The organism is Bisbaumannia salifodinae, from assembly GCF_055388505.1.
Genome location: NZ_AP043781.1, coordinates 593,424 through 615,323, shown reverse-complemented (window position 1 = coordinate 615,323; position 21,900 = coordinate 593,424). Strand labels below are relative to the sequence as shown.

18 protein-coding genes are annotated in these 21,900 nt (G+C 67.9%); 4 read left to right on the top strand and 14 right to left on the bottom strand.

Features of this window, described 5'->3' with window-relative positions:
• Positions 1 to 158 precede the first annotated feature (158 nt).
• From ACZ5EF_RS02870 to ACZ5EF_RS02860, 3 genes are all read right to left on the bottom strand, one after another.
• Complete coding sequence (locus ACZ5EF_RS02870; protein WP_346062562.1) at positions 159 to 821, bottom strand: response regulator transcription factor; 663 nt, start codon at positions 819 to 821, stop codon at positions 159 to 161.
• Between the two features lie 270 nt (positions 822 to 1,091).
• Positions 1,092 to 3,038, bottom strand: coding sequence for an acetate--CoA ligase (gene acs / locus ACZ5EF_RS02865; RefSeq protein ID WP_346062563.1), 1,947 nt, complete (start codon positions 3,036 to 3,038; stop codon positions 1,092 to 1,094).
• 160 nt (positions 3,039 to 3,198) lie between these two features.
• Complete coding sequence (locus ACZ5EF_RS02860) at positions 3,199 to 3,759, bottom strand: SprT family zinc-dependent metalloprotease (protein ID WP_346062564.1); 561 nt, start codon at positions 3,757 to 3,759, stop codon at positions 3,199 to 3,201.
• 89 nt (positions 3,760 to 3,848) lie between these two features.
• Between ACZ5EF_RS02860 and ACZ5EF_RS02855 the strand changes: the two genes are divergently transcribed.
• Positions 3,849 to 4,535 carry a YecA/YgfB family protein gene (locus ACZ5EF_RS02855; protein ID WP_346062565.1) on the top strand — a complete coding sequence of 229 codons (687 nt, stop codon included), beginning with the start codon at positions 3,849 to 3,851 and terminating at the stop codon, positions 4,533 to 4,535.
• 267 nt (positions 4,536 to 4,802) lie between these two features.
• Here the strand turns inward: ACZ5EF_RS02855 and ACZ5EF_RS02850 are convergent, their stop codons facing one another.
• The gene (locus ACZ5EF_RS02850) at positions 4,803 to 5,927 is read right to left on the bottom strand and encodes a phospholipase D-like domain-containing protein (protein WP_346062566.1); all 1,125 of its coding nucleotides are present in this window, start codon (positions 5,925 to 5,927) and stop codon (positions 4,803 to 4,805) included.
• Between the two features lie 67 nt (positions 5,928 to 5,994).
• Here ACZ5EF_RS02850 and plsB point away from each other — a divergent pair, with 67 nt between their 5' ends.
• Complete coding sequence (gene plsB / locus ACZ5EF_RS02845; protein WP_346062567.1) at positions 5,995 to 8,433, top strand: glycerol-3-phosphate 1-O-acyltransferase PlsB; 2,439 nt, start codon at positions 5,995 to 5,997, stop codon at positions 8,431 to 8,433.
• 4 nt (positions 8,434 to 8,437) lie between these two features.
• On the opposite strand, the gene ACZ5EF_RS02840 is transcribed toward plsB, so the two are convergent.
• The 6 genes from ACZ5EF_RS02840 to ampD all read right to left on the bottom strand — a co-directional run bounded on the left by ACZ5EF_RS02840 (position 8,438) and on the right by ampD (position 16,553).
• Positions 8,438 to 9,199, bottom strand: a complete 762-nt coding sequence (locus ACZ5EF_RS02840) for a class I SAM-dependent methyltransferase (RefSeq protein ID WP_346062568.1) — start codon at positions 9,197 to 9,199, stop codon at positions 8,438 to 8,440.
• Positions 9,196 to 9,885, bottom strand: a complete 690-nt coding sequence (gene tsaB, locus ACZ5EF_RS02835) for a tRNA (adenosine(37)-N6)-threonylcarbamoyltransferase complex dimerization subunit type 1 TsaB (protein WP_346062569.1) — start codon at positions 9,883 to 9,885, stop codon at positions 9,196 to 9,198. Before tsaB ends, ACZ5EF_RS02840 begins: the two co-directional genes overlap by 4 nt.
• A gap of 115 nt (positions 9,886 to 10,000) precedes the next feature.
• Positions 10,001 to 10,657, bottom strand: a complete 657-nt coding sequence (adk, locus tag ACZ5EF_RS02830) for an adenylate kinase (RefSeq protein WP_346062570.1) — start codon at positions 10,655 to 10,657, stop codon at positions 10,001 to 10,003.
• A gap of 264 nt (positions 10,658 to 10,921) precedes the next feature.
• Positions 10,922 to 12,913: a dihydrolipoyllysine-residue acetyltransferase gene (gene aceF / locus ACZ5EF_RS02825; protein ID WP_346062571.1), complete on the bottom strand. Its 1,992-nt coding sequence runs from the start codon at positions 12,911 to 12,913 to the stop codon at positions 10,922 to 10,924.
• A 100-nt stretch (positions 12,914 to 13,013) separates the two neighbouring features.
• The gene (aceE, locus tag ACZ5EF_RS02820; RefSeq protein ID WP_346062572.1) at positions 13,014 to 15,686 is read right to left on the bottom strand and encodes a pyruvate dehydrogenase (acetyl-transferring), homodimeric type; all 2,673 of its coding nucleotides are present in this window, start codon (positions 15,684 to 15,686) and stop codon (positions 13,014 to 13,016) included.
• Positions 15,687 to 15,992: 306 nt separating this feature from the next.
• On the bottom strand, positions 15,993 to 16,553 hold the full coding sequence (gene ampD, locus ACZ5EF_RS02815; RefSeq protein WP_346062573.1) for a 1,6-anhydro-N-acetylmuramyl-L-alanine amidase AmpD: 561 nt from the start codon (positions 16,551 to 16,553) through the stop codon (positions 15,993 to 15,995).
• 77 nt (positions 16,554 to 16,630) lie between these two features.
• Here ampD and nadC point away from each other — a divergent pair, with 77 nt between their 5' ends.
• Complete coding sequence (nadC, locus tag ACZ5EF_RS02810; RefSeq protein ID WP_346062574.1) at positions 16,631 to 17,488, top strand: carboxylating nicotinate-nucleotide diphosphorylase; 858 nt, start codon at positions 16,631 to 16,633, stop codon at positions 17,486 to 17,488.
• 3 nt (positions 17,489 to 17,491) lie between these two features.
• Entirely contained in the window at positions 17,492 to 18,208 is a 717-nt protein-coding gene (tsaA, locus tag ACZ5EF_RS02805; protein WP_346062575.1) for a tRNA (N6-threonylcarbamoyladenosine(37)-N6)-methyltransferase TrmO, read from the top strand.
• A 50-nt stretch (positions 18,209 to 18,258) separates the two neighbouring features.
• Here tsaA and purC read toward each other — a convergent pair whose 3' ends face one another.
• Genes purC through dapA form a run of 4 tightly spaced genes read right to left on the bottom strand, consistent with a single transcriptional unit; the run spans position 18,259 to position 21,694 of the window.
• On the bottom strand, positions 18,259 to 18,972 hold the full coding sequence (gene purC, locus ACZ5EF_RS02800) for a phosphoribosylaminoimidazolesuccinocarboxamide synthase (RefSeq protein ID WP_346062576.1): 714 nt from the start codon (positions 18,970 to 18,972) through the stop codon (positions 18,259 to 18,261).
• Between the two features lie 60 nt (positions 18,973 to 19,032).
• The gene (locus tag ACZ5EF_RS02795; protein ID WP_346062577.1) at positions 19,033 to 19,827 is read right to left on the bottom strand and encodes an MBL fold metallo-hydrolase; all 795 of its coding nucleotides are present in this window, start codon (positions 19,825 to 19,827) and stop codon (positions 19,033 to 19,035) included.
• Entirely contained in the window at positions 19,827 to 20,771 is a 945-nt protein-coding gene (locus tag ACZ5EF_RS02790; RefSeq protein ID WP_346062578.1) for a lipoprotein, NlpB, read from the bottom strand. Before ACZ5EF_RS02790 ends, ACZ5EF_RS02795 begins: the two co-directional genes overlap by 1 nt.
• A gap of 38 nt (positions 20,772 to 20,809) precedes the next feature.
• Complete coding sequence (dapA, locus tag ACZ5EF_RS02785; RefSeq protein ID WP_346062579.1) at positions 20,810 to 21,694, bottom strand: 4-hydroxy-tetrahydrodipicolinate synthase; 885 nt, start codon at positions 21,692 to 21,694, stop codon at positions 20,810 to 20,812.
• Positions 21,695 to 21,900 lie beyond the last annotated feature (206 nt).

The window sequence follows — 21,900 nt, the reverse complement described above, 5'->3', positions numbered from 1 at the left end:
ACAAGCCACAAGCCACAAGCCACAAGCCACAAGCCACAAGCCACAAGCCACAAGCCAGTAAAGCGTAGGTCCATAACGCAGAAAACCCACCGTCTGGTGGGTCTTTGCATTTCCTTGAAGCTTGCTCCTTGGCGCTTGTCGCTCCGGGCGAAGCCCGGTCAGGATTCGACCTTGGGCGGCTCCACCTCGAGCTTCTGGGCGGCAATCACCGCCTGGGTGCGGGAGTGCACGCCCAGCTTGCGCAGGATGGCGGTCACATGGGCCTTGATGGTGGCCTCGGAGACGTTGAGTTCGTAGGCGATCTGCTTGTTGAGCAGCCCCTCGGTGAGCATATTGAGGACCCGGAACTGCTGCGGCGTCAGCGAGGCGATCGCCTCGGCGAACTTGGTCTCCTCCTCGTTGGACTCGCCCAGGGTCTCGGCCAGTTCCGGCGGCAGCCACACCTCTCCCTCGAGGATCTCGCCCACCGCCTCGGCGATGGCCTGCAGGGAGGAGGACTTGGGAATAAAGCCGGAGGCACCGTAGTCGATGGCGCGGCGCACCACATGGGGCTCGTCGCTGCCGGAGACCACCGCCACCGGGATATCCGGGGTCTGACCACGCAGTTGAATCAGCCCGGAGAAGCCATGGGCTCCCGGCATATGCAGGTCGAGGAGCACCAGGTCGGCGTCCGGGTGACGGGTCACCACCTCGGTGGTGGCCTCCATGGTATCGGCTTCGACGATCTCGGCCTGGGGCGCCAGTTGTCGCAGTGCCTGGGTCAGGGCGGCACGAAACAGCGGATGGTCATCGGCGACGATGAATTTCTGGGCAAAGGCCATTGAATCTCCTCCGGATCTTGGGCCGGCCGTAGCGGCGGGGCGCTTTCGCCAAGGCTGACAGGCATGTTACCCCAAGGCACCTGTGATTCCCAAACCCGCGCCTTCTACGCCTCGCCATCACCATCGTGGCACAAGAACACCGGCCGTCGGGCCGGTGTCGAAAACAAGTTACCCCGGGCAGGGACCCGGGACCTCGGTTCAACGGTTAACCGGCCTCGGTGCCGGCACCAATAGCAGACCGCCCCGGGCAAGGACCCGGGGCGTCGCGGTTCAACGATTGGCGCGATGCTCGATCAGCTCGTCCACCACCGAGGGGTCGGCCAGGGTACTGGTATCGCCCAGGCCATCGCACTCGTTGGCGGCGATCTTGCGCAGGATACGCCGCATGATCTTGCCGGAACGGGTCTTGGGCAGGCCCGGCGCCCACTGGATCACGTCCGGGGTGGCGATGGGACCGATGTCCTTGCGCACCCACTGGGCCAGTTCCTTCTTGAGCTCCTCGGTGGCCTCCACCCCGTCGGCCAGGGTCACGTAGATGTAGATGCCCTGCCCCTTGATATCGTGGGGGAAGCCGACCACCGCGGCCTCGGCCACGGTCTCGTGGGCCACCAAGGAGGACTCGATCTCGGCGGTGCCCATGCGATGCCCGGAGACGTTGAGCACGTCATCGACCCGGCCGGTGATCCAGTAGTAGCCATCCTCATCGCGGCGACAGCCGTCACCGGTGAAGTAGTAGCCCTTGTAGGTGGAGAAGTAGGTCTGCACGAAGCGCTCGTGATCGCCCCAGATGGAGCGTGCCTGGCCCGGCCAGGAATCGGCGATCGCCAGGTTGCCGTCCACGGCGCCTTCCAGCACCTGGCCCTCGCTGTCGAGCAGCACCGGCTGCACGCCGAAGAAGGGACGCGTCGCCGAGCCCGGCTTGAGGTCGATGGCACCGGGCAGCGGGGAGATCATGATGCCGCCGGTCTCGGTCTGCCACCAAGTATCGACGATGGGGCACCGGGAGTTGCCGATCACCCGGTAGAACCACTCCCAGGCCTCGGGGTTGATGGGCTCCCCCACCGAGCCCAGCAGGCGCAGGCTGTCGCGCTTGCTGGAGTCCATGACGTGGTCGCCATGGGCCATCAGGGCGCGCACCGCGGTGGGGGCGGTATAGAGGATATTGACCTTGTGCTTGTCGACGATCTCGCCCATGCGACCATGGGTCGGATAGCTGGGCACCCCCTCGAACATCAGGGTGATGGCGCCATTGGCCAGGGGCCCGTAGACGATATAGCTGTGGCCGGTGACCCAGCCCACGTCGGCGGTGCACCAGTAGACCTCGCCGTCCTGATAGTCGAAAACGTACTGATGGGTCAGGCTGGCATAGGTGAGGTAGCCACCGGTGGTGTGCTTGAGCCCCTTCGGCGCTCCGGTGGAGCCAGAGGTATAGAGGATAAACAGCGGATCCTCGGCGTTCATCTCCTCGGCGGCACACTCGGTGGACTGGTCATCCACGGCCTCGTGGAACCAGACGTCGCGCCCCTCGTGCCAATCGATATCGCCGCCGGTGCGCTTGACCACCAGTACCTTCTCGCACACCTCGGCGCCGGCCCGGGTCAGGGCCGCATCCACGTTGTCCTTCAGGGGCACCTGCTTGCCACCGCGCACCGACTCGTCGGCGGTGATCACCAGCTTGGAGTCGGCGCCGATCACCCGCTGCGCCAGGGCGTCCGGCGAGAAGCCGCCGAAGACCACCGAGTGAACCGCACCGATACGGGCACAGGCCAGCATGGCCATGGCCGCCTCGGGGATCATCGGCATATAGAGGGTCACCACATCGCCCTTCCGTACGCCCAGCGCCTTGAGGGCATTGGCCAATTGGTTGGTACGCTCATATACCTCGCGGTAGGTCAGGTGCTTGGCGTCGTTGGGGTCGTCGCCTTCCCAGATGATGGCGGTCTGGTCGCCGCGCGTCGCCAGGTGGCGATCGAGGCAGTTGACGCTGGCATTGAGGGTACCGTCCTCGAACCAGCGGATATCCACGTCATGGGGGTCGAAGGAGGTGTGCTTGATCCTGGTCGGCGACTTGAACCAGTCGATGCGCTTGGCCTGTTCCGCCCAGAAGCCCTCGGGGTCGTCCACCGACTGCTGGTACATGGCCAGGTATTTTTCCTTGTCGGCCCAGGCATTGGCGGCGATATCCTCGCGCACCGGATAGACATGCTGTTCGGTCATGGTAGTACCCCTATCCCGGAGAGTGATCCGAATTCATTCTGCCGGCCCCTGTTGTTATTGATGCTGGCCGACCCTGAAAGACAGGCCCAGCATATACCGCCCCAAGCCGGGTCGCCCTTTAGACATTGGTAGCAACAAATTTCTTTTAAATAACAATAGCTTATTTTTGATTTTTCGCCACTTCTCCGGGCGCATAGACCAAGGTCTGAGCACAATGTCGACAACGATAAGCCTGGCCGCGGCGGGCCAGGGCATGGCGCCGCGCGGAGAAGCCGTGCTCGCGACAGGCGCAGCGGTAGGTATAGGGCATGGGGCTCGCGCGCCCCACATCGAAGCGGTGCGTCGTGCGCGGTTCCAGCCCGAAAAGCTCGCGCATCACCTGGCGCCATTCGCGGCCATGGGGGCGCAGTCTGGGCCCTTCATCGAGGTGCCAGACCAGCCAATGGGCCATCTCGTGGGGCACCACTTCGGCCAGGAAAGGGTGGCGATTCTCTTCCAGCAGCACGGGATTGAAGCGCAGGCCACCGCGCCCGAAATGGGCCTGGCCGGCGCTCTTGCCGCGCAGGTCGCACCAGACTCGGGGGCGGGGCAAGTGGGGGTGGACCTCGCGGCAGAGCCGCCAGGCCGCCTCCACCTGGCGATGCAGGCAGGCCTCGAGCTCGCCGGCATCCAGGGCGGCGAGCGATTCGGCGGGGGGCGTGAGCAGCGCGGGTGTCGGCATGGATGCTAGAATGCCGAGCCAGACCAACGGCGTCCAGCGCGCCTAGCCGATTGCCCCGGCCCCCAGCGACTTTCCCAAGCGAGAGCCCCATGTCCGAGACTCCCCTGCCCCTGCCCCTGCTCGACGACGATGCCCTGGACTACCTGGATGATTTCTTCGACTCGGAGCGGGTCGGGCCCGATGCCCTGGACCTGATCGGCACCCACGGCTATCTGGTGGCCCTGGCAGTAGCCCCCCGCGAGGTACCCGCCGCCACCTGGGTCGCCGAACTCTTCCAGGGCGAGCCCGACTTCGCCGATGACGCCGAGCGAGAGCGGGTCCTGGCCCTGCTCGAGCAGCTGCGCCATAACGCCATCGAGGCCCTGGAGCAGGGCCTACTGCCGGAGCTACTGTTCGAGCTGACCCTGGATGGCATTCCCCCGGAGGAGACCCCCATCGGCGACTGGTGCGCCGGTTTCATGGAGGCGGTGTTCCTCGACGAGGCGGCCTGGTTCGAGGGCGACGAGGAGAGCGCCGCGGCGCTGCTGCTGCCCTTTATGGCCCTGTCGGGACTCTTCGACGACGAACCCGATATGGCCGAACTGGCCGGCAGCCCCAGTCAGTTGGAGGAGCTGGTGGCCCAGTTGCCGGAGCTGGTGCTGGACCTCTATCTGCTCTATCGGGTGCCGCCGGAGAAGCCCAAGCCCAGCCCCCAGCGCAAGCGCCCCGCCGGCGGCCAGGGCGGCAAGCACAAAGGCGCCAAGAGCCAGGGCAAGGGCGCCAAGCGCAAGCGATAAGCCGGCAACTCACAGTGCAAGGCAGGACAACCGGATAAGCCAGGCCACCGGGCAAGGCGGCCCGCTCACCTCCGGGCCGAAACCCCGACGCTACGCTCACCAGCTGACGCGCACGAGCCGGACCGAGGTCCCTCTCGCCGCCTCTAAATCGACATCCCTGTCGATTTGCGCTACCCGGTTCACTGCGCGTCGGCGGCCCGGTGAAATCGCTCGCCTGCCTTGCCCGATGGCTATGTCCTGCTCCGGACGAAGCTCGTCGACACTTGGTTAACGCAGCCGGGTCAGCAAGCCATCCAGGGTACCGAAGAGCCACTCCTTGAGGCGCTGCCAGCGGGGGCGGCGGGCCCAGGCGGCGGCGTGAATCTCATGGCTGGCGGCGAAGTTGCGCTCGAACAGCACCGCCACCTCCCGGGCGAAGCGCGGGTCATCGATCTCCTGGTTGGCCTCCAGGTTCCAGTGCAGGCTCCAGTGATCGAAGTTGCAGGAGCCGATGGAGCTCCAGTCGTCCACCAGGCAGAACTTGGCGTGGATAAAGGAGGGCTGGAACTCGAAGATACGGATGCCCGCCCGCAGCAGGCGACCATAGAAGCGCTGGCCGGCGTAGCGCACCCCGGGATGATCGTGGGCCTCGCCGGGCAGCAGCAGGCGCACATCCACGCCACGCCGCGCCGCCAGGGCCAGGCGGATCCGCAACCCCAGGGTGGGCACGAAATAGGGGGTGCAGATCCACAGCCGCCGGCGTGCCCGCCGCACCCGCTGGTGCAAGGAACGGCGAATCGCCTGGTAGCGATAGCCCTGCCCCCAGACCACCCGGCCACGCATGCCCTGGTAGCCGTCATCGTCCGCCAGGGCCAGGCGCAGGCCACGCACCAGGGCCGCCTCCCCCGCCCCCCGGGTCAGGGAGGAATCCCAGAGTCGCGAGAAGAGTCGCACCCAGTCCGCCACCACCGGCCCCTCGATACGCACCGCCACCTCGTACCAGGCCTGGAGGAAGTCATCCACGGCGCCGAAGCCGCCGGTAAAGGCGACGCGGCCGTCCACCACCACCAGCTTGCGGTGGTCCCGGGTCAGGTTGCGCACCAGCGGCAGATGGAACCCCAGGGGATTGAAGAAGCGCAGCGCCACGCCGAGCTCGGCGAGGCGTCGCCGGTCCGCCTCGGCCAGCCCCATGGCGCCATAGCCGTCGAGCATCAGCAGTACCCGCACGCCGCGTCCCGCGGCACGCCCCAGGGCCTCGATCACCGCATCGCCGAGGCGCCCCGACTCCATCAGGTAGAGCTCCACCAGTACCCAGGACTCGGCCGCCTCCAGGGCCTCCAGCATGGCCGGCAGGAACTGGCTCGCCTCCGGTAGCAGGGTAAAGCGATTGCCGTCCCGCCAGACTCCCCGCATGCGCCTCTCCTTTCGCCGATCCGCCTGCGTATAATAGTGCGGCACCCCCGAACTCGAAGGCAATGGAATGGCCTGGCGTCCCCTCCACGCTCTATTGCGCCGTCTGCTCGACGCCTGGGTCGAGCTCCGTCACTGCGACCCGGCTCCCGATACCCTGGCCCTCGATCCAGAGCGCCCCGTCCGCTATGTGCTGTCGCACCGGGCCCTGAGCGATCGCCTGCTGCTGGAGAACCTGTGCCGCCGTCATGGCCTGCCCCTCGATGCGCCCCCCGGCACCTCGGCCATCCTGAGCCTGCCGGAAGCGCGCCGCCGGCGGTGGCGGCGCCGCCACTCGTCCTCGCCTCTGGCGACCCTGACGGAAGGCCTGTCGGACTCGCCGCGGGCCGATCCCCAGCTGGTGCCGGTGAGCATCTTCTGGGGCCGCGCCCCCGGCAAACGCTTCGGCTTCTGGAAGCTGCTGGCGGCGGACAGCTGGGCCCTGACCGGACGACTGTGGCGCCTGCTGTCGGTACTGGTCAACGGCAGGAGCGTGGAGGTGGTCTTCGGTGCTCCCCTGCGCCTCGGCGAGCTGCACGACCCGGCCCGCCCCGAGCTGACGTCCCGCAAGGCGGGGCGGCTGCTGCGGGTCCACTTTCGCCGGGTACGCACCCGGGTGCTGGGCCCCGACCTCTCCCACCGCCGCACCCTGATCGATAGCGTGGTGGCCAGCCCCGAGGTGCGCCGCGCCATCGATGAGGCGGCCGCGGCCCAGGAGCGCTCCCGCGCCCGGCTGACCCGGCGCGCCCAGCGCTATGGTCGCGAGATCGCCTCCAATATGTCCTATCCGGTGCTGCGCTTCTTCGATCAGTTGCTCAAGCGCCTCTGGACGCGGCTCTACGATGGCGTCGAGGTCACCGGCATGGAGGCGGTCAAGGCCCTGGCCGGCGACCATACCCTGGTCTATGTGCCCTGCCACCGCAGCCATATCGACTACCTGCTGCTCTCCTACGTGCTCTACCGCCAGGGGCTGATGCCACCCCATATCGCCGCCGGTCGCAATCTCGACATGCCGATCGTGGGGCCCCTGCTGCGCCGTGGCGGCGCCTTCTTCATGCGCCGCAGCTTCCGCGACAACCGCCTCTATGCGGCGGTCTTCGACGCCTACCTGCATCGCCTGCTGGCCCGGGGGCACGCCCTGGAGTACTTCATCGAGGGCGGGCGCTCGCGCAGCGGCCGCCTGCTGCCGCCACGCCCCGGCATGCTGGCCATGACCCTGCGCTCCCAGGCACGGCTGATCCAGGAACAACGACGCCCCCGGCCGCTGGCCTTCGTGCCGGTCTACTTCGGCTACGAGCGGGTGATGGAGAATGCCAGCTACCGCCGCGAGCTGGCCGGCGAGAAGAAGCGCAAGGAGTCGCCGCTGGCCCTGCTTGGCACCCTGAAGCGCCTGCGGGAACCCTTCGGCCGGGTGACGGTGGCCTGCGGCGAGCCGCTGATCCTGGATCAATGGCTCGATACCCGAGCCCCGGAGTGGCGCCAGGCCGTTCCCCAGGGACGGCCGGCCTGGCTGGGGCAGGCCTTGCCGGCCCTGGGGCAGACGCTCTCCCGGCGCATCAATGCCGCCGCCCGCCTCAACGCCAGCAACCTGGTGGCCCTGGCGATGCTGGCCACCCCTCAGCGGGTCATCGAGACGCCCCGGCTGGAGCATCAGCTGCGCCTGCTGGCCCGCCTCGGCCAGGCGCGCCCCGGCCAGTCCCTGGCGCCCCCCGAGGGCACCCCCGGCGACTGGATCGATCACGCCGAGCGGCTGGGCCTGATCCGCCGCCGGCCCCAGGCCCTCGGCGAACTGGTGGTGGCCGATGCCGACCAGGCCGCCCAACTGGGCTGGTATCGCAACAATGTGCTGCACGGCTTCGCCCTGCCGGGCCTGGTGGCCTTCGCCTTCCGCAATACCCCACGCCATGACGCCGCCAGCCTCACCCACCGCCTAAGCCCGATCTGGCCACTGCTGGTGCGCGAGCTGGCCATCACGGCCCCCGACGACCTGACGGCGGCCACCACCGAGCAGCTCTGCCGGCTGACGGATCAGGGACTACTGGAGGCGGTGGACGGTAGCTGGCAGCGACCGCAATCGCTGGCCGACCAGGCCGCCCTGGATCAGCTCGGCGCCCTGGTGGAGCCCTTCCTGGCCCGGGGTTTCCTGCTGCTCACGGTGCTGCTGCGCCAGCCCAGCGGCCGGGCCACCCCCAAGGCCCTGGCCGACCAGGGGCGCCAGCTCGCCGAGCGACTGGCGCTGCTCTCCGGCCTGCCGGCCCCGGAATTCTTCGATGCCAGCCTCTTCGCCGCCCTGCTGGAGGGGCTGGAGGCGGAGGGCTGGGTATGGCGCGACGACGAGCGCGTGAACTATGGCACCACCCTGCGGGAGGCCGCCCGGCACGCCCAGGACCTCTTCGATTCGACCCTGCGCCAGCGGCTGATGCTACTGGCCGAGGCCGGAGAGGATAACGACGGACAGAAGGAGAGTTAACGAGTCAGGGTTTCAGGGCCCGATGGACATAGAGATCATAGCGGCTGGTCTTGCCTTCCAGCACATGCTGGGGGGCCGGGCCGGCGATGGGCGGCGCCTTGCGCGGCCGCTTCACCACCACCCGGTGGGTGGCCGTATCCAGGGCCGCCTCCAGTAGCCGCGGCGCGTCGGCGTCGTCGCCGGCGAGCTCCCGGAACAGCCGCATCTCCTTCTTGACCAGCGCCGACTTGTCGCGGTGGGGAAACATCGGATCCAGGTGAATCACCTGGGGCGGGAAGCCCGTGGCCGCCAGGATGGCGGCCAGCTCGTGGCCGGCATCGGCCCAGGCCAGGCGCATCCGCGCGACGATCTCGCCCACCTCCGGGTCGCCGGCGGCCCGGGCCAGGCCGTCCTCGAGCAGGGAGGCGATGGCCGCCACCCGCTCCACCAGCAGTACCTCGGCGCCGAGGCTGGCCAGCACGAAGGCGTCGCGGCCCAGCCCCGCGGTGGCGTCGACGATATGCGGGGTCACCCCCTTGCCGAGGCCACAGGCCTTGGCCACCAGCTGGCCTCGGCCGCCGCCGAACTGACGACGATGGGCCACCTTGCCGGCCAGGAAGTCCACCGCCAGCGGCTTGCCGTAGACCCTGGGATCGCCGGCCAGCACCAGCCGGCCCGCCTCGTGGCGCAGCACCAGGGTCGCCCGTTCGCCCCGGGGCAGGCCCAGCCGCTCGGCCAGGGCGGCATCGGCCACCGCCAGGCTCGGCGGCGCCTCGTCCGGGCTCATCGGCTCTTCTTCCAGGCCACCTGATCACGCAGATAGATCGGCTGCACCCGATGCGGCGCCTCGCCTTCGCCGGCGGCGAAGGCCTCGGCGGCCAGGCGCACCATCGCCTCGGCGCCGGGCTCCTCGTCCACCAGGCACTGGCCCACCCCGGCCTGCAGGGTGGCCGGCATGGCCTCCCACAGCGCCCAGCCGGAGCCCACGCCGATCCAATCCCGCTCCTCCTGTCCTGCCGGCAGGGTCAGGCGCTCAGGCGGCAGCACCGCCTCCTCGCCGATCAGGGTGACTCGCCCCGCCTCGCAGTGGTAGGCCGCCGCATAGACCTCGCCCATGCGCGCATCCAGGGCCGGCAGCACATGGCGCAGGTGCAGGCGCCGATGGGCGGCCAGGGCCAGGGCCGCCAGGGTCGAGACCCCCAGCAGCGGTCGCTCCAGGCCATAGGCCAGGCCCTGGGCGGCGCCGGCGGCGATCCGCAACCCGGTGAAGGAGCCCGGTCCACGGCCATAGGCCAGGGCATCCAGGGCGCTCAGCGGCAACCCCGCCTCGGCCAGCAGCTCCCGGGCCATGGGCAGCAGCCGACGGGTGTGTTCGCGGGGCGCCACCACGAAGCGGGCGGTCACCTCGCCGTCATGCCAGAGGGCGGCGGAACAGGCGCTCGAGGAGGCATCCAGGGCCAGCAGGGTCGACATAGGGCGGTCACGGGCGTGAAGGGTGGAGGCGGCATTATATACGCCGCCCACCCGGCAGGGAAAACGACACGGGCCCGCCAATGGCGAGCCCGTGATATTACCTGCGGGGCGCGACTTAGCCCTCCAGGGCCTCGATCACCTGACGGGTGATCTCGTCGACGCTGCCCACGCCCTCGACCCGGTGATAGGCCGGGGCCGCGGCGGCGTCCTGCTTGGCCCACTGCTGGTAGTAGTCGACCAGGGGCGCGGTCTGGTCATGGTAGACCGCCAGGCGGTTACGCACCGTGGCCTCCTGATCGTCGTCACGCTGGATCAGCGCCTCGCCGGTGACGTCGTCCTTGCCGGCCTCCTTGGGCGGATTGTACTCCACGTGATAGACGCGGCCGGAGCCCGGGTGCACGCGGCGACCCGCCAGGCGCTTGACGATCTCCTCGTCCTCGACGGCGATCTCCAGCACATGGTCGATCTTCACCGCCGCGTCCTTCATGGCCTCGGCCTGGGGAATGGTGCGCGGGAAGCCGTCGAACAGGAAGCCGTTCTCGCAGTCGGGCTGGGCGATACGCTCCTTGACCAGGGCGATGATGATCTCATCGGAGACCAGGCCACCGCTGGTCATGATCTCCTTGACCTTGAGACCCAGCTCGCTGCCTTCCTTGACCGCGGCGCGCAGCATGTCCCCGGTGGAGATCTGGGGAATCTTGAAACGCTCGCAGATGAACTGAGCCTGGGTTCCCTTGCCGGCCCCGGGGGCACCCAACAGGATAAGACGCATCAATCATGCTCCTTGAGACGAGTTGAGAAAGTTTATCGAAAAAATGGAATTCGGAGACGATACCCGGGCGGCGACGGCGACACAAGCCGGCAAGCTGTCGCACCATCCCGGCGCCGGAAGATTTTCTTCTTGAGCGACAAGACGTTGTGCCACCACTAGCACTTTGGTCTGGACGCCGTTGCATCGTCCATGTCGCTTTTGCATGACCACAAACGCCAACGGCGCCCAGCGGGCGCCGTTGGCGGGACTCGCGTCCGGCCTAACTCACAGCAACAGGCGACGGATATCCGTCAGCACCTGGCCGAGGAAGGCGGTGAAGCGCGCCGCATCGGCGCCATTGACCGCCCGGTGGTCGTAGGAGAGCGACAGCGGCATCATCAGCCGCGGCGCGAACTCGCTACCATTCCACACCGGCTTCATCGACGCCTTGGAGACGCCGAGGATGGCGACCTCCGGGGCGTTGACGATGGGCGTGAAGGCGGTACCGCCGATGGAGCCCAGGCTGGAGATGGTGAAGCAGCCACCGGTCATCTCCTCGCGCTTGAGCTTCTTCGACTGGGCCTTGCCGGCCAGCTCCACGGTCTCCTTGGCCAGCTCGATCAGCGACTTCTTGTCGGCGTCGCGGACCACCGGCACCATCAGGCCATCCGGGGTGTCCACGGCGATGCCGATATGCACGTACTTCTTGTGCACCAGGGTCTCGCCGTCGCTCTTCAGGCTGACGTTGAACTGCGGGAACTTGCGCAGCGCGAAGGCACAGGCCTTGATCAGGAAGGGCAGCGGCGTGAGCTTGGCGCCCTGGGCCTCCGCCTCGGCCTTCATCGACTTGCGGAAGGCCTCCAGCTCGGTGATGTCCGCCTCGTCGAACTGAGTCACATGGGGCACGTTGAGCCAGCTGCGATGCAGGTTGGTGGCGCCCATCTTCATCAGGCGACCCATCGGCTTCTCTTCGATCTCGCCGAACTGACTGAAGTCCTGATCGGGAATCGGCGGGATGCCGGCGCCAGAAGCGGCGGGGGCCGCGGCCTGACCCTTGCCCTGGTTGGCGATGACCTGCTTGACGTAGCCGTGCAGGTCCTCCTTGACGATCCGCCCCTTGGGCCCGCTGGGGGTCACCTGGGTGAGATCGACGCCCAGCTCGCGGGCCAGCATGCGCACCGCCGGACCGGCATGCACGCGCTTGCCGTCACGGGCCTGGCCGGTGGCTGGCTGCCCCGCGGCCAGGCCGGCGGCGGGTGCCGCGGGCTTGGCGGCCTGGGGCGCCGGCTTGGCCGGCTCCGCCGCGCCCTGCGGGGCCGGGGCGGCCTGCTTGGCCGGCTGGGCGGCGGGAGCGCCGGCGGTCTCGATCACGCCGATCAGGTCGCCTTCGCTGAGGGTGTCACCCTCTTTCACCGACAGCTCGACGATCTTGCCCTTGTAGGGGCTCGGCACGTCCATGGAGGCCTTGTCGGACTCCAGGGTGACCAGGGCATCTTCCTCGTCCACCTCGTCGCCCACGGCCACGGCGATCTCGATCACCGGCACGTCGCTGGAACCGGACAGGTCGGGGACCCGGATCTCCTTGCGCTGGGGCTCGCCGCCGGCGGCCGGGGCCTCCTCGGCGGGCGCCGGAGCCGCTTCCTGGGCCGGGGCGGCCTGCTGCTGCGGCGCCGGGGCGGCCTCCTCGGCGCCGCCCTCGATCTCGACGGTGCCGATCAGGTCGCCCTCGGAGACGCTGTCACCAACCTTGACGGCCAGGCTGAGCAGCTTGCCGCCATGGGGGCTGGGCACGTCCATGGAGGCCTTGTCGGACTCCAGGGTGATCAGGGTGTCTTCCTCGGCGATCTCCTCGCCTTCGGCCACCGCCACCTCGATGATCTCCACCTCCGAGGAGCCGCCCAGGTCGGGGACCCGGATCTCCACGGTCTGCTTGCCACCGGCGGGCTTGGCCGCGGGCTTGGCTTCCTCGGCGGCCGGCGCCTCGGGGGCGGACGCCTGCGGCTCGGCCTGGGCCGGCTCGGGCTCGGCGTCGCCGCCACCCTCGGCTTCCAGCTCGAGGATATCGTCACCCTCGGAGACGCTATCGCCCTCCTTGACCAGGATCTTCACGACCTTGCCGCCCTTGGGGGACGGCACGTCCATGCTGGCCTTGTCGGATTCCAGGGTAATCAGGGTGTCTTCGGCCTCGATCACATCACCTTCGGACACCGCGATCTCGATGATTTCGACACCTTCGCTTCCGCCGATGTCGGGGACTTTGATGATTTCGCTACTCAAGGTCGCGCTCCTCTCGAATCTTGCGTGCCGCAGGCGCCGCCTCCCGTCTGGGGAGGCGCCGGTCGCACCGGCCGGCGCCTGCTGCTAGCTGGTCAACGGCTCACACCGACAAGGGGTTGGGCTTGCTCGGGTCGATGCCGTACTTCTTGATCGCTTCGCTGACCACCTTGCGGTCCAGCTCGCCCCGGTCGGCCAACGCCTTGAGCGCGGCCACGGTAACGAAGTAGCGGTCGACCTCGAAGAAGTGACGCAGCTTCTCGCGGGTATCGGAACGCCCGAAGCCGTCGGTACCCAGCACGGTGTAGTCGGTGGGCACCCAGGCACGCACCTGGTCGGCGAACAGCTTCATGTAGTCGGTGGAGGCGATGGCCGGGCCTTCGCGACCTTCCAGACACTGGGTGATATGCGGCTTGCCGGGCGCGTCTTCCGGATGCAGGAAGGCCTGACGGTCGACTTCCAGGGCCTCGCGACGCAGCTCGTTGAAGCTGGTGACGCTCCAGATATCGGCGCCGATGCCCCACTCCTCGGCGAGCATCTCGGCGGCGGCCTCGACCTCGCGGAGGATGGTGCCGGAGCCCAGCAGCTGAACGCGACCCTTCTCGCCCTGGGTCTCGCGCAGCAGGTACATGCCCTTGATGATCTCCTCGGCCGGGATGGTCTCCAGCTCCGGATGCTCGTAGTTCTCGTTCATCACGGACAGGTAGTAGAAGCAGTTCTCCTTGTCGGCGAACATGCGCTTCAGGCCGTCCTGGACGATCACCGCCACCTCGTGGGCATAGGTGGGGTCATAGCTGCGGCAGTTGGGGATGGTGGAGGCCAGGATATGACCGTGGCCATCCTGGTGCTGCAGGCCCTCGCCGTTGAGGGTGGTGCGCCCGGCGGTACCACCGACCAGGAAGCCTCGGGCCTGCAGGTCGCCGGCGGCCCAGGCCAGGTCACCGATACGCTGGAAGCCGAACATCGAGTAGTAGACGTAGAACGGCAGCAGCGTCAGGTTGTTGTTCGAGTAGGAGGTGGCGGCGGCGATCCAGGCGGACATGGCGCCGGCCTCGGAGATGCCCTCCTCGAGGATCTGGCCCTTCTTGTCCTCCCGGTAGAACATGATCTGGCCCTTGTCCACCGGCTCGTACTTCTGCCCCTCGGAGGTGTAGATACCGAGCTGACGGAACATGCCCTCCATGCCGAAGGTGCGCGCCTCGTCGGGGATGATCGGTACCACCTGCTTGCCGATCTTCTTGTCCTTCACCAGGCCATTGAGGACCCGCACGAAGGCCATGGTGGTGGAGACCTCACGGCCCTTGGAGCCGCCGGTCTGGGAGGCGAAGATCTTGTCCTCCAGGGAGGGGATCTCCAGCGCCTGGAAGTCGCTGCGACGACTCGGCAGGTAGCCGCCCAGGCGCTCGCGCTGCAGGTGCATGTACTTCATTTCCGGGGAGTCGTCCGCCGGCTTGTAGTACGGCACGTCCTTGAGCTGCTCGTCGGTGATGGGGATACCGAAGCGGTCGCGGAAGCGCTGGAGGGCCTCGTACTCCATGCTCTTGAGCTGGTGGGACTCGTTGGCCGCCTCGCCGTCGTCGGCGCCCATGCCATAGCCCTTGACGGTGTGGGCCAGGATCACGGTGGGGCGCCCGTTGGCGTTATTGACCGCCTCATGGTAGGCCGCATAGACCTTGTAGGGGTCGTGGCCGCCGCGGTTGAGGCGCCAGATGTCCTCGTCGGACATGTCCTTGACCAGCTCGGCGGTCTCCGGGTACTTACCGAAGAAATGCTCGCGGGTGTAGGCACCGCCGTTGGCCTTGTAGTTCTGGTAGTCGCCGTCGACCGCCTCGTCCATGCGCTTCTGCAGCACGCCCTTCTTGTCCTGCTCGAAGAGCGGATCCCAGAAGCGGCCCCAGACGACCTTCTGGACGTTCCAGCCGGCCCCGCGGAAAACGCCTTCCAGCTCGTCCATGATCCGCGAGTTGCCGCGCACCGGGCCGTCGAGGCGCTGCAGGTTGCAGTTGATCACGAAGATCAGGTTGTCGAGCTTCTCGCGGCTGGCCAGGTGGATGGCCCCCAGGGATTCCGGCTCGTCGCACTCGCCATCGCCCATGAAGCACCAGATCTTGCGATCGTGCATGTCCTTCATTTCGCGGGAGTGCAGGTACTTCATGACGTGGGCCTGGTAGATGGCCTGAATCGGCCCCAGGCCCATGGAGACGGTGGGGAACTGCCAGAAGTCCGGCATCAGCCAGGGGTGCGGATAGGAGGAGAGGCCATCGCCATCCACTTCCTGGCGGAACTTGTCCATCTGCGCTTCGGAGAGACGCCCCTCCAGGAAGGCACGCGCATAGATGCCCGGCGCCACATGGCCCTGGATATAGACCAGGTCGCCCTCGAAATCGCCGTTGGGGGCGCGGAAGAAGTGGTTGAAGCCCACATCATAGAGGGTCGCCGCCGACATGAAGCTGGCGATATGGCCGCCCACGCCCGGGTTCGCGCGGTTGTTGCGAATCACCTGGGCGATAGCGTTGTAGCGGATCAAAGAGCGAATACGCCGCTCCATGAACAGATCGCCGGGCATGTGCGCCTCGCGGTGCACCGGGATGCTGTTACGGTGGGGGGTCGTCACCGAGAAGGGTACCTGCATGCCATCGCGACGCAGACGGTCGGCCAGGTTGCTCAGCAGGTATTGGGCGCGATCCTCGCCCTCGCGATCCAGTACGGACTCCAGGGATTCCAACCATTCCTGGGTTTCGACCGGATCAAGATCTTCTCTTGCCTCCAGACTCATAGACGTCTCTCCAAATGAAGATTTTTTGTCAGTCTGCCCTCACCCGGGGGTCGAGGGGCGTGTGGCGCTCTTCAGTGCGGGCGCGGCCTTCTGGTGGGCCGCATCTCCGGAAAAGGTAGGCTGTAGTTTCTTTACAGACCGGCGTCGATGACGCATGAATTCCGGCATGAAGATACCGCAAACGCTGGCTTGTGCCAATGACAACGAATATGGAAATTTTTTCCACATACGTCATTGCACTGCAACACAAGGCGTTGTGCCTGCCTCGGGACAGCCTAGACCAAGGCGCAATGCCTTGTAGTCAAGCTACAGGATTTCGGCCGCCAGGCAGCGCCTCAGGTAGGCCCAGTCGAAGGCCGGCCCCGGGTCGGTCTTGCGCAGGGGAGCGATGCGGGCATGGCTGGTGAAGCGTCGAGGCGTGATCTCGGGATAGGCATGGCAGAGGTCGGCGAGGACCCGGGCCAGGGTGCGGTACTGGGCGTCCCGGTAGGGGGAGACCTCGTCCCCCTCCAGCTCGATGCCCACCGAGAAGTCGTTGAGCTCGCCCCGCCAGCGCCGGCCGTCGAACCAGCGTGAGCGGCCGGCGTGCCACGCACGCCGATCGAAGGGCACGAACTGTACCGCCTCGCCGTCGCGGCGAATCAACAGGTGCGCCGAGACCCGGAGGCCGGCGATCTCGGCGAAGAAGGGGTGCGCCTCGGGGTCCAGGGTATTGGTGAAGAGGCGCTCGATATGCTCGCCGCCGAACTCCCCCGGCGGCAGGCTGATGGAGTGCAGCACCACCGCCGAGACCTCTCCCGTCGGCCGCGCATTATGGTTGGGCGAGATCACCCGCCGCGCCGATTGCCACCAGCCCTGTTCGATCATCTCGCCTCCCCCGACCTCGATTCCCTATAATGGCGGCCAGTATGGCATATCCCCTCACCAGCCCGGAGCCAGGCCCCATGCATTACCACCAAGCCCTCGCCGAAGAGATTCGTGACGCCGCCGCCCGGCTGCTGGCGGAGGACGTCGGCCCCGGCGATATCACCGCCGAGCTGATCCCCGCCCAGCAGTGGGCCAAGGCCCGGGTGCTGACCCGGGAGGCCTGCGTGCTGTGCGGCGTGGCCTGGGTCGACGAGATCTTCCGCCGCCTGGATGCCCGGGTCAGCCTGCGCTGGCACGCCGCCGACGGCGACCGCCTGGAAGCCGATAGCGTCTTCCTGGAGCTGGAAGGGCCGGCCCGCACCCTGCTCACCGGCGAGCGGGCGGCGCTCAATCTGCTGCAGACCCTCTCCGCCACCGCCAGCCGTACCCGCCACTATGTGGACCTGCTGCAGGGTACCGGGGTTCGCCTGCTGGATACCCGCAAGACCCTGCCGGGGCTGCGCCTGGCTCAGAAGTATGCGGTGACCTGCGGCGGCGGCCATAACCATCGTATCGGCCTCTATGATGCCTTCCTGATCAAGGAGAATCATATCGCCGCCTGCGGCGGTATCGCCGCGGCGGTGAGGGAGGCCCGGGATATCGCCAACGACCTGCCGGTGGAGGTGGAGGTGGAGACCTTCGACGAACTGGATCAGGCCCTGGCCGCGGGGGCCGATATCATCATGCTCGACAACTTCGACCTGGGAGCGCTGCGCGAGGCGGTGACCCGCACCGCCGGCCGCGCCACCCTGGAGGCCTCCGGCAATGTCGACGAGACCACCCTTCGCGCCATCGCCGAGACCGGCGTGGACTGCATCTCCAGCGGCGCCCTGACCAAGGGCGTGGAGGCCATCGACCTGTCGATGCGCCTCACCGAGACCTGGGAGGCCCGCTAGGGCATGGTCACGTCACCGGCGAGCCAGACCTTCGCCCTGGAGGCCATCGGCCGTATCGAGAGCGACTACCCGGACAAGTTCGGCATCCCCCGCCAGCCGGGCCTGGCCCCGGCGGCCCGCGCCGAGCTGGTGCTCGAGGGCGCCTATGCCGACCCCCTGGCGGTGCGCGGCCTGGACGCCTTCAGCCACCTCTGGCTGACCTTCGTCTTCCACCACAGCCCCGCGCGCTGGACGCCCCTGGTGCGCCCGCCGCGCCTGGGAGGAAACGCCAAGGTGGGGGTCTTCGCCAGCCGCAGCACCCATCGCCCCAACCGCCTGGGCCTCTCCCTGGTGGAGCTGGTGGGTATCGATACCCGGGACGGGGTGCGCCTGCACCTGGCCGGCTGCGACCTGGTCAACGGCACCCCGGTGCTGGATATCAAGCCCTACCTGCCCTGGGCCGAGGCGCACCCCGAGGCCCGCGCCGGCTTCGCTCCCGAGGCGCCGCCCCAAGTCCCCGTGGGCTTCGAGGCGGCGGCCCGGGCGACCCTGGCCCGCCGCGCCGACGGCGACGAGCTGAGCGCGCTGATATGCCAGGTGCTGGCCCAGGACCCGCGCCCCGCCTACCACCGCGAGAAGGCCGACGCCGAGCGCCTCTATGGCGTGCGCCTGCGCGATATCGACGTGCGCTTTCGCGCCGAGGACGACGGCTTCCGGGTGGTGGAGATCGTCCCCGCCTAAGACGACAACGCCCTCACAAGGAGGGCGTTGTCTCGGGTGCGGCGACGGGATCAGGCGAAGTCGATGCCGATCCGGCGGCCCACTTCCTCGTAGGCCTCGATCACCCCGCCCAGGCCCTGGCGGAAACGGTCCTTGTCGAGCTTCTCGCGGGTCTCGGCGTCCCACAGGCGGCAGCCGTCCGGGGAGAACTCGTCGCCCAGCACGATCTCGCCGTGGAAGAGACCGAACTCCAGCTTGTAGTCGACCAGCAGCATGCCGCCGTCGGCGAACAGCTGCTTGAGCACCGCGTTGACCTTGAAGGTCAGCGCCTTCATCTCGGCCAGTTGCTCGGGGGTCGCCCAGCCGAAGGTCTCGGCCAGGGACTCGTTGATCATGGGGTCGCCCTTCTCGTCGTTCTTGAGAAACAGCTCGAAGGTGGGCGGCGTCAGGGCCTGGCCCTCGTCCACGCCCAGCCGCTTGACCAGGCTGCCGGCGGCGATATTGCGCACCACGCACTCCACCGGAATCATCTCCAGCTTCTTGACCACGCACTCGGTATCGGAGAGCAGGGTCTCGAAGTGGGTGGGGATGCCCGCCGCCTGGAGCTTCTCCATGATAAAGGCATTGAAGCGGTTGTTGACCATGCCCTTGCGAGCCAGGGCCTCCTTCTTCTTGCCGTCGAAGGCGCTGGTGTCGTCGCGGAAGGTGAGCACCAGGCGATCCGGGTCGTCGGTGAGATAAACCGACTTGGCCTTGCCGGCGTAGAGTTCTTGACGCTTTTCCATGGGGATCTCCGAAGAGGAACGCGGATACATGCTGACCGGCATCGGCAGCGGTGTTAAGGGTCAGGCGATGGTTTGCCAGCCCAGGCCCTCGTCCTGGGCGGCCACCATCAGCCGGGCGTCGTCGCCGTCGAGCAGCGGCACCAGGGCCTCCAGGGCCAGCTCGGGGCGGTTGTTATGCTCCGAGAGGTGGGAGCAGATGATGCGCTGCAGGCGATCCAGCCCTAGCCCCTGGAGTAGCCGGGCCGCCTGCACATTGGCCAGGTGGCCCCAGTCGCCCCCCACCCGGCGCTTGAGCCTCGGCGGATAGGGCCCCTCGGCGAGCAGCCGGCGATCGTGATTGCACTCCAGGATCAGCGCGTCGCAGCCACGAAAGGCCTCCACCACATGGGCACTGGGGTGGCCCAGGTCGGTAAGCACCCCCAGTCGGCGCCCGGCGCCCGAGAGGCAGAATTGTACCGGTTCTCGGGCGTCATGGGGTACGGTCACCGGCTCGATTTCCAGCCCCTTGATCACGAAACGCGCCTGGGGCGTGATCCAGTGATGCCGCGGCACCCGACCGAGGCGACCGGCGCGCCAGGTGCCCGGGGTCAGGTAGACCGGAATATCGTGACGCCGGGCCAGGGGGCCGACGCCGCCGATATGGTCGCCGTGTTCATGGGTGACCAGGATGGCATCCAACTGGCGCGGGTGCAGGCCCAGGGCGGCCAGGCGCCGCTCGGCCTCACGCATGGTGAAGCCGCAGTCGATCAGCAACCGCGTCTCGCCGTCGCTGACCAGGGTGGCATTGCCCTTGCTACCGCTCCCCAGGGAGGCGAAGCTCAGGCGCCCCGCCTCGGGAAGACTCGCCTCGTCCATCAGCGCAGCAGGTCGGCGAGGCGCTCCAGCAGCTCGCGCTGATCCGCGCCGTCGAGCCCCTCGATGATGCGGACCCGGCTACCCTCGCTTCCTGCGCCCTCGACCCGCAGGCGCACCGCCCGGGGCTCGGGATCATCTCGCCAGATCGCCAGGGCGGCCAGCATCCCCTCCCCCTGCCCACGCAGGCGCTGCGGCAGGTAGGCGACCCGGAACTCCCGGGCCGTGGCGTCGCGTTCCAGCAGGCGCTGGAAGTCGGCGTCATCGAAGCGGCCGGCCAGCTGATAATCGAGCTCGCTCCAGACCCGCTCGGCGTCCGCCGGCACGCTCAGCGCCCATCCCTCGCTGGTGGGCTGCACCGCCAGGAGCGCCGCCGATGCCTCGGCGCTGGCGGCCAGGGCCGAGGCGCTGGCGCTCTGTCCCTGCATCTCGAAATAGCCGGCCAGGGCACTCAGGCAGGCGGCATGACTGCGCCCGGCGGCCTCGCAGCGTACCTCGCTGGCGCCGCCGCGCAGGGCGCTCTGCACCGTGAAGCGCCCCTGGGGGGTGGCGAGGATCCCCTGGCGGGCGTCCCGCTGTGTCACGGTCAGGCCCTGGCGCTCGACGAACTCTTCCAGCATCGGCCACACCGCCGCGGGAGCCGCGGCCACCACCAGCCAGCGGTCATCGCCGCGTTCCCGGGATTCGACGAAGGCCTCGGGAGTGTGGCGCACCGCGCTGCCCGCCGCCGGCCGGGGTGCCCCCTCCGTTGAGGCGGCGATGCGCCCCTGGGGCACGGGCATGGCGCCGGCAACGGCATCGCCTCCCCCCGGCAGCCGCAGCGGCTCGGCGATCTCCGCCTCACCGTAGTCGAGGTTGCGATCATGATAGTAACCATCGCGGGCGCAACCGGCGGTCGCCAGGGCCAGAGCCACGACCAGCGGGGTCCATTTCAGCGCAGGGTTCATGCATCCACCTTGAGTTGTCTTGCCGGTGTCGCCCGGTCTCAGGATTCGATCAGACCCGCCAGTTGCAGGGCCTCGCTCACCGTGGAGTGGTATTTCTCCGAGAGCCAGGTCAGGGGCAGGCGGATACCGGCCTCGGCCAGGCCCATGCGGTGCAGGGCCCACTTGACGGGAATCGGATTGGACTCGACGCCCAGCACGGTGTGCAGCGGCATCAGTCGGGTATTGATCTGGTGGGCCCGCTCGGCATCGCCGGCCATGGCGGTGACGCAGAGATCATGCATGGCCCGGGGCGCCACATTGGCGGTCACCGAGATATCGCCGTGGCCGCCCATCAGCATATAGTCGCAGGCGGTGCCGTCGTCGCCGGAATAGAGCATGAAGTCGCTGCCCTTGAGCCGATCGATCAGCTCCTGGGCCCGCTCCAGGTTACCGGTGGCATCCTTGAGCCCGACGATATTGTCCACCTCGGCGAGGCGCAGCACCGTCTCGTTATAGAGATCGGAGCAGGTGCGTCCCGGCACGTTGTAGAGGATCACCGGCAGTTGGCTGCCCTCGGCCACCGCCTTGAAGTGGCGATAGAGCCCTTCCTGGGTGGGCTTGTTGTAGTAGGGACAGACCGACAGGCAGTAATCGGCGCCGACCTCGCTGGCATAGCGGGCCAGTTCTACCGCCTCGGAGGTGGCATTGGCACCGGTACCGGCGATCACCGGGATACGGCCGTTGACCTCCTCCACCACGGTGCGAATCACGTCGAAATGCTCGGCAAACGACATGGTGGTGGGCTCACCGGTGGTGCCGGCGGCGACGATGCCGTCGGTGCCATTCTCCAGATGGAAGTTGACCAGGCGACGCAGTGCCTCCCAGTCGATCTCGCCGTCCACCTTCATGGGCGTCGCCAGGGCGACGATACTGCCTGTGATCATTATCTTTCCTCTCCAATCGACGACCGCCTCGGCACCTGGCCGCGATTCGGCGGCACGACCCGGCTCGGCGCGGGGCGCCCAATAGGCCTAGATGGTACTCAGGCGACGAAAGTCTGTACAGAACCGAAGGCGGGCCTCAGCGGGATTGGCCCTTTACAGGGCCGGCGGCCTTGCGTGTAATCGACCCCTTCGCATGGATTTCACCG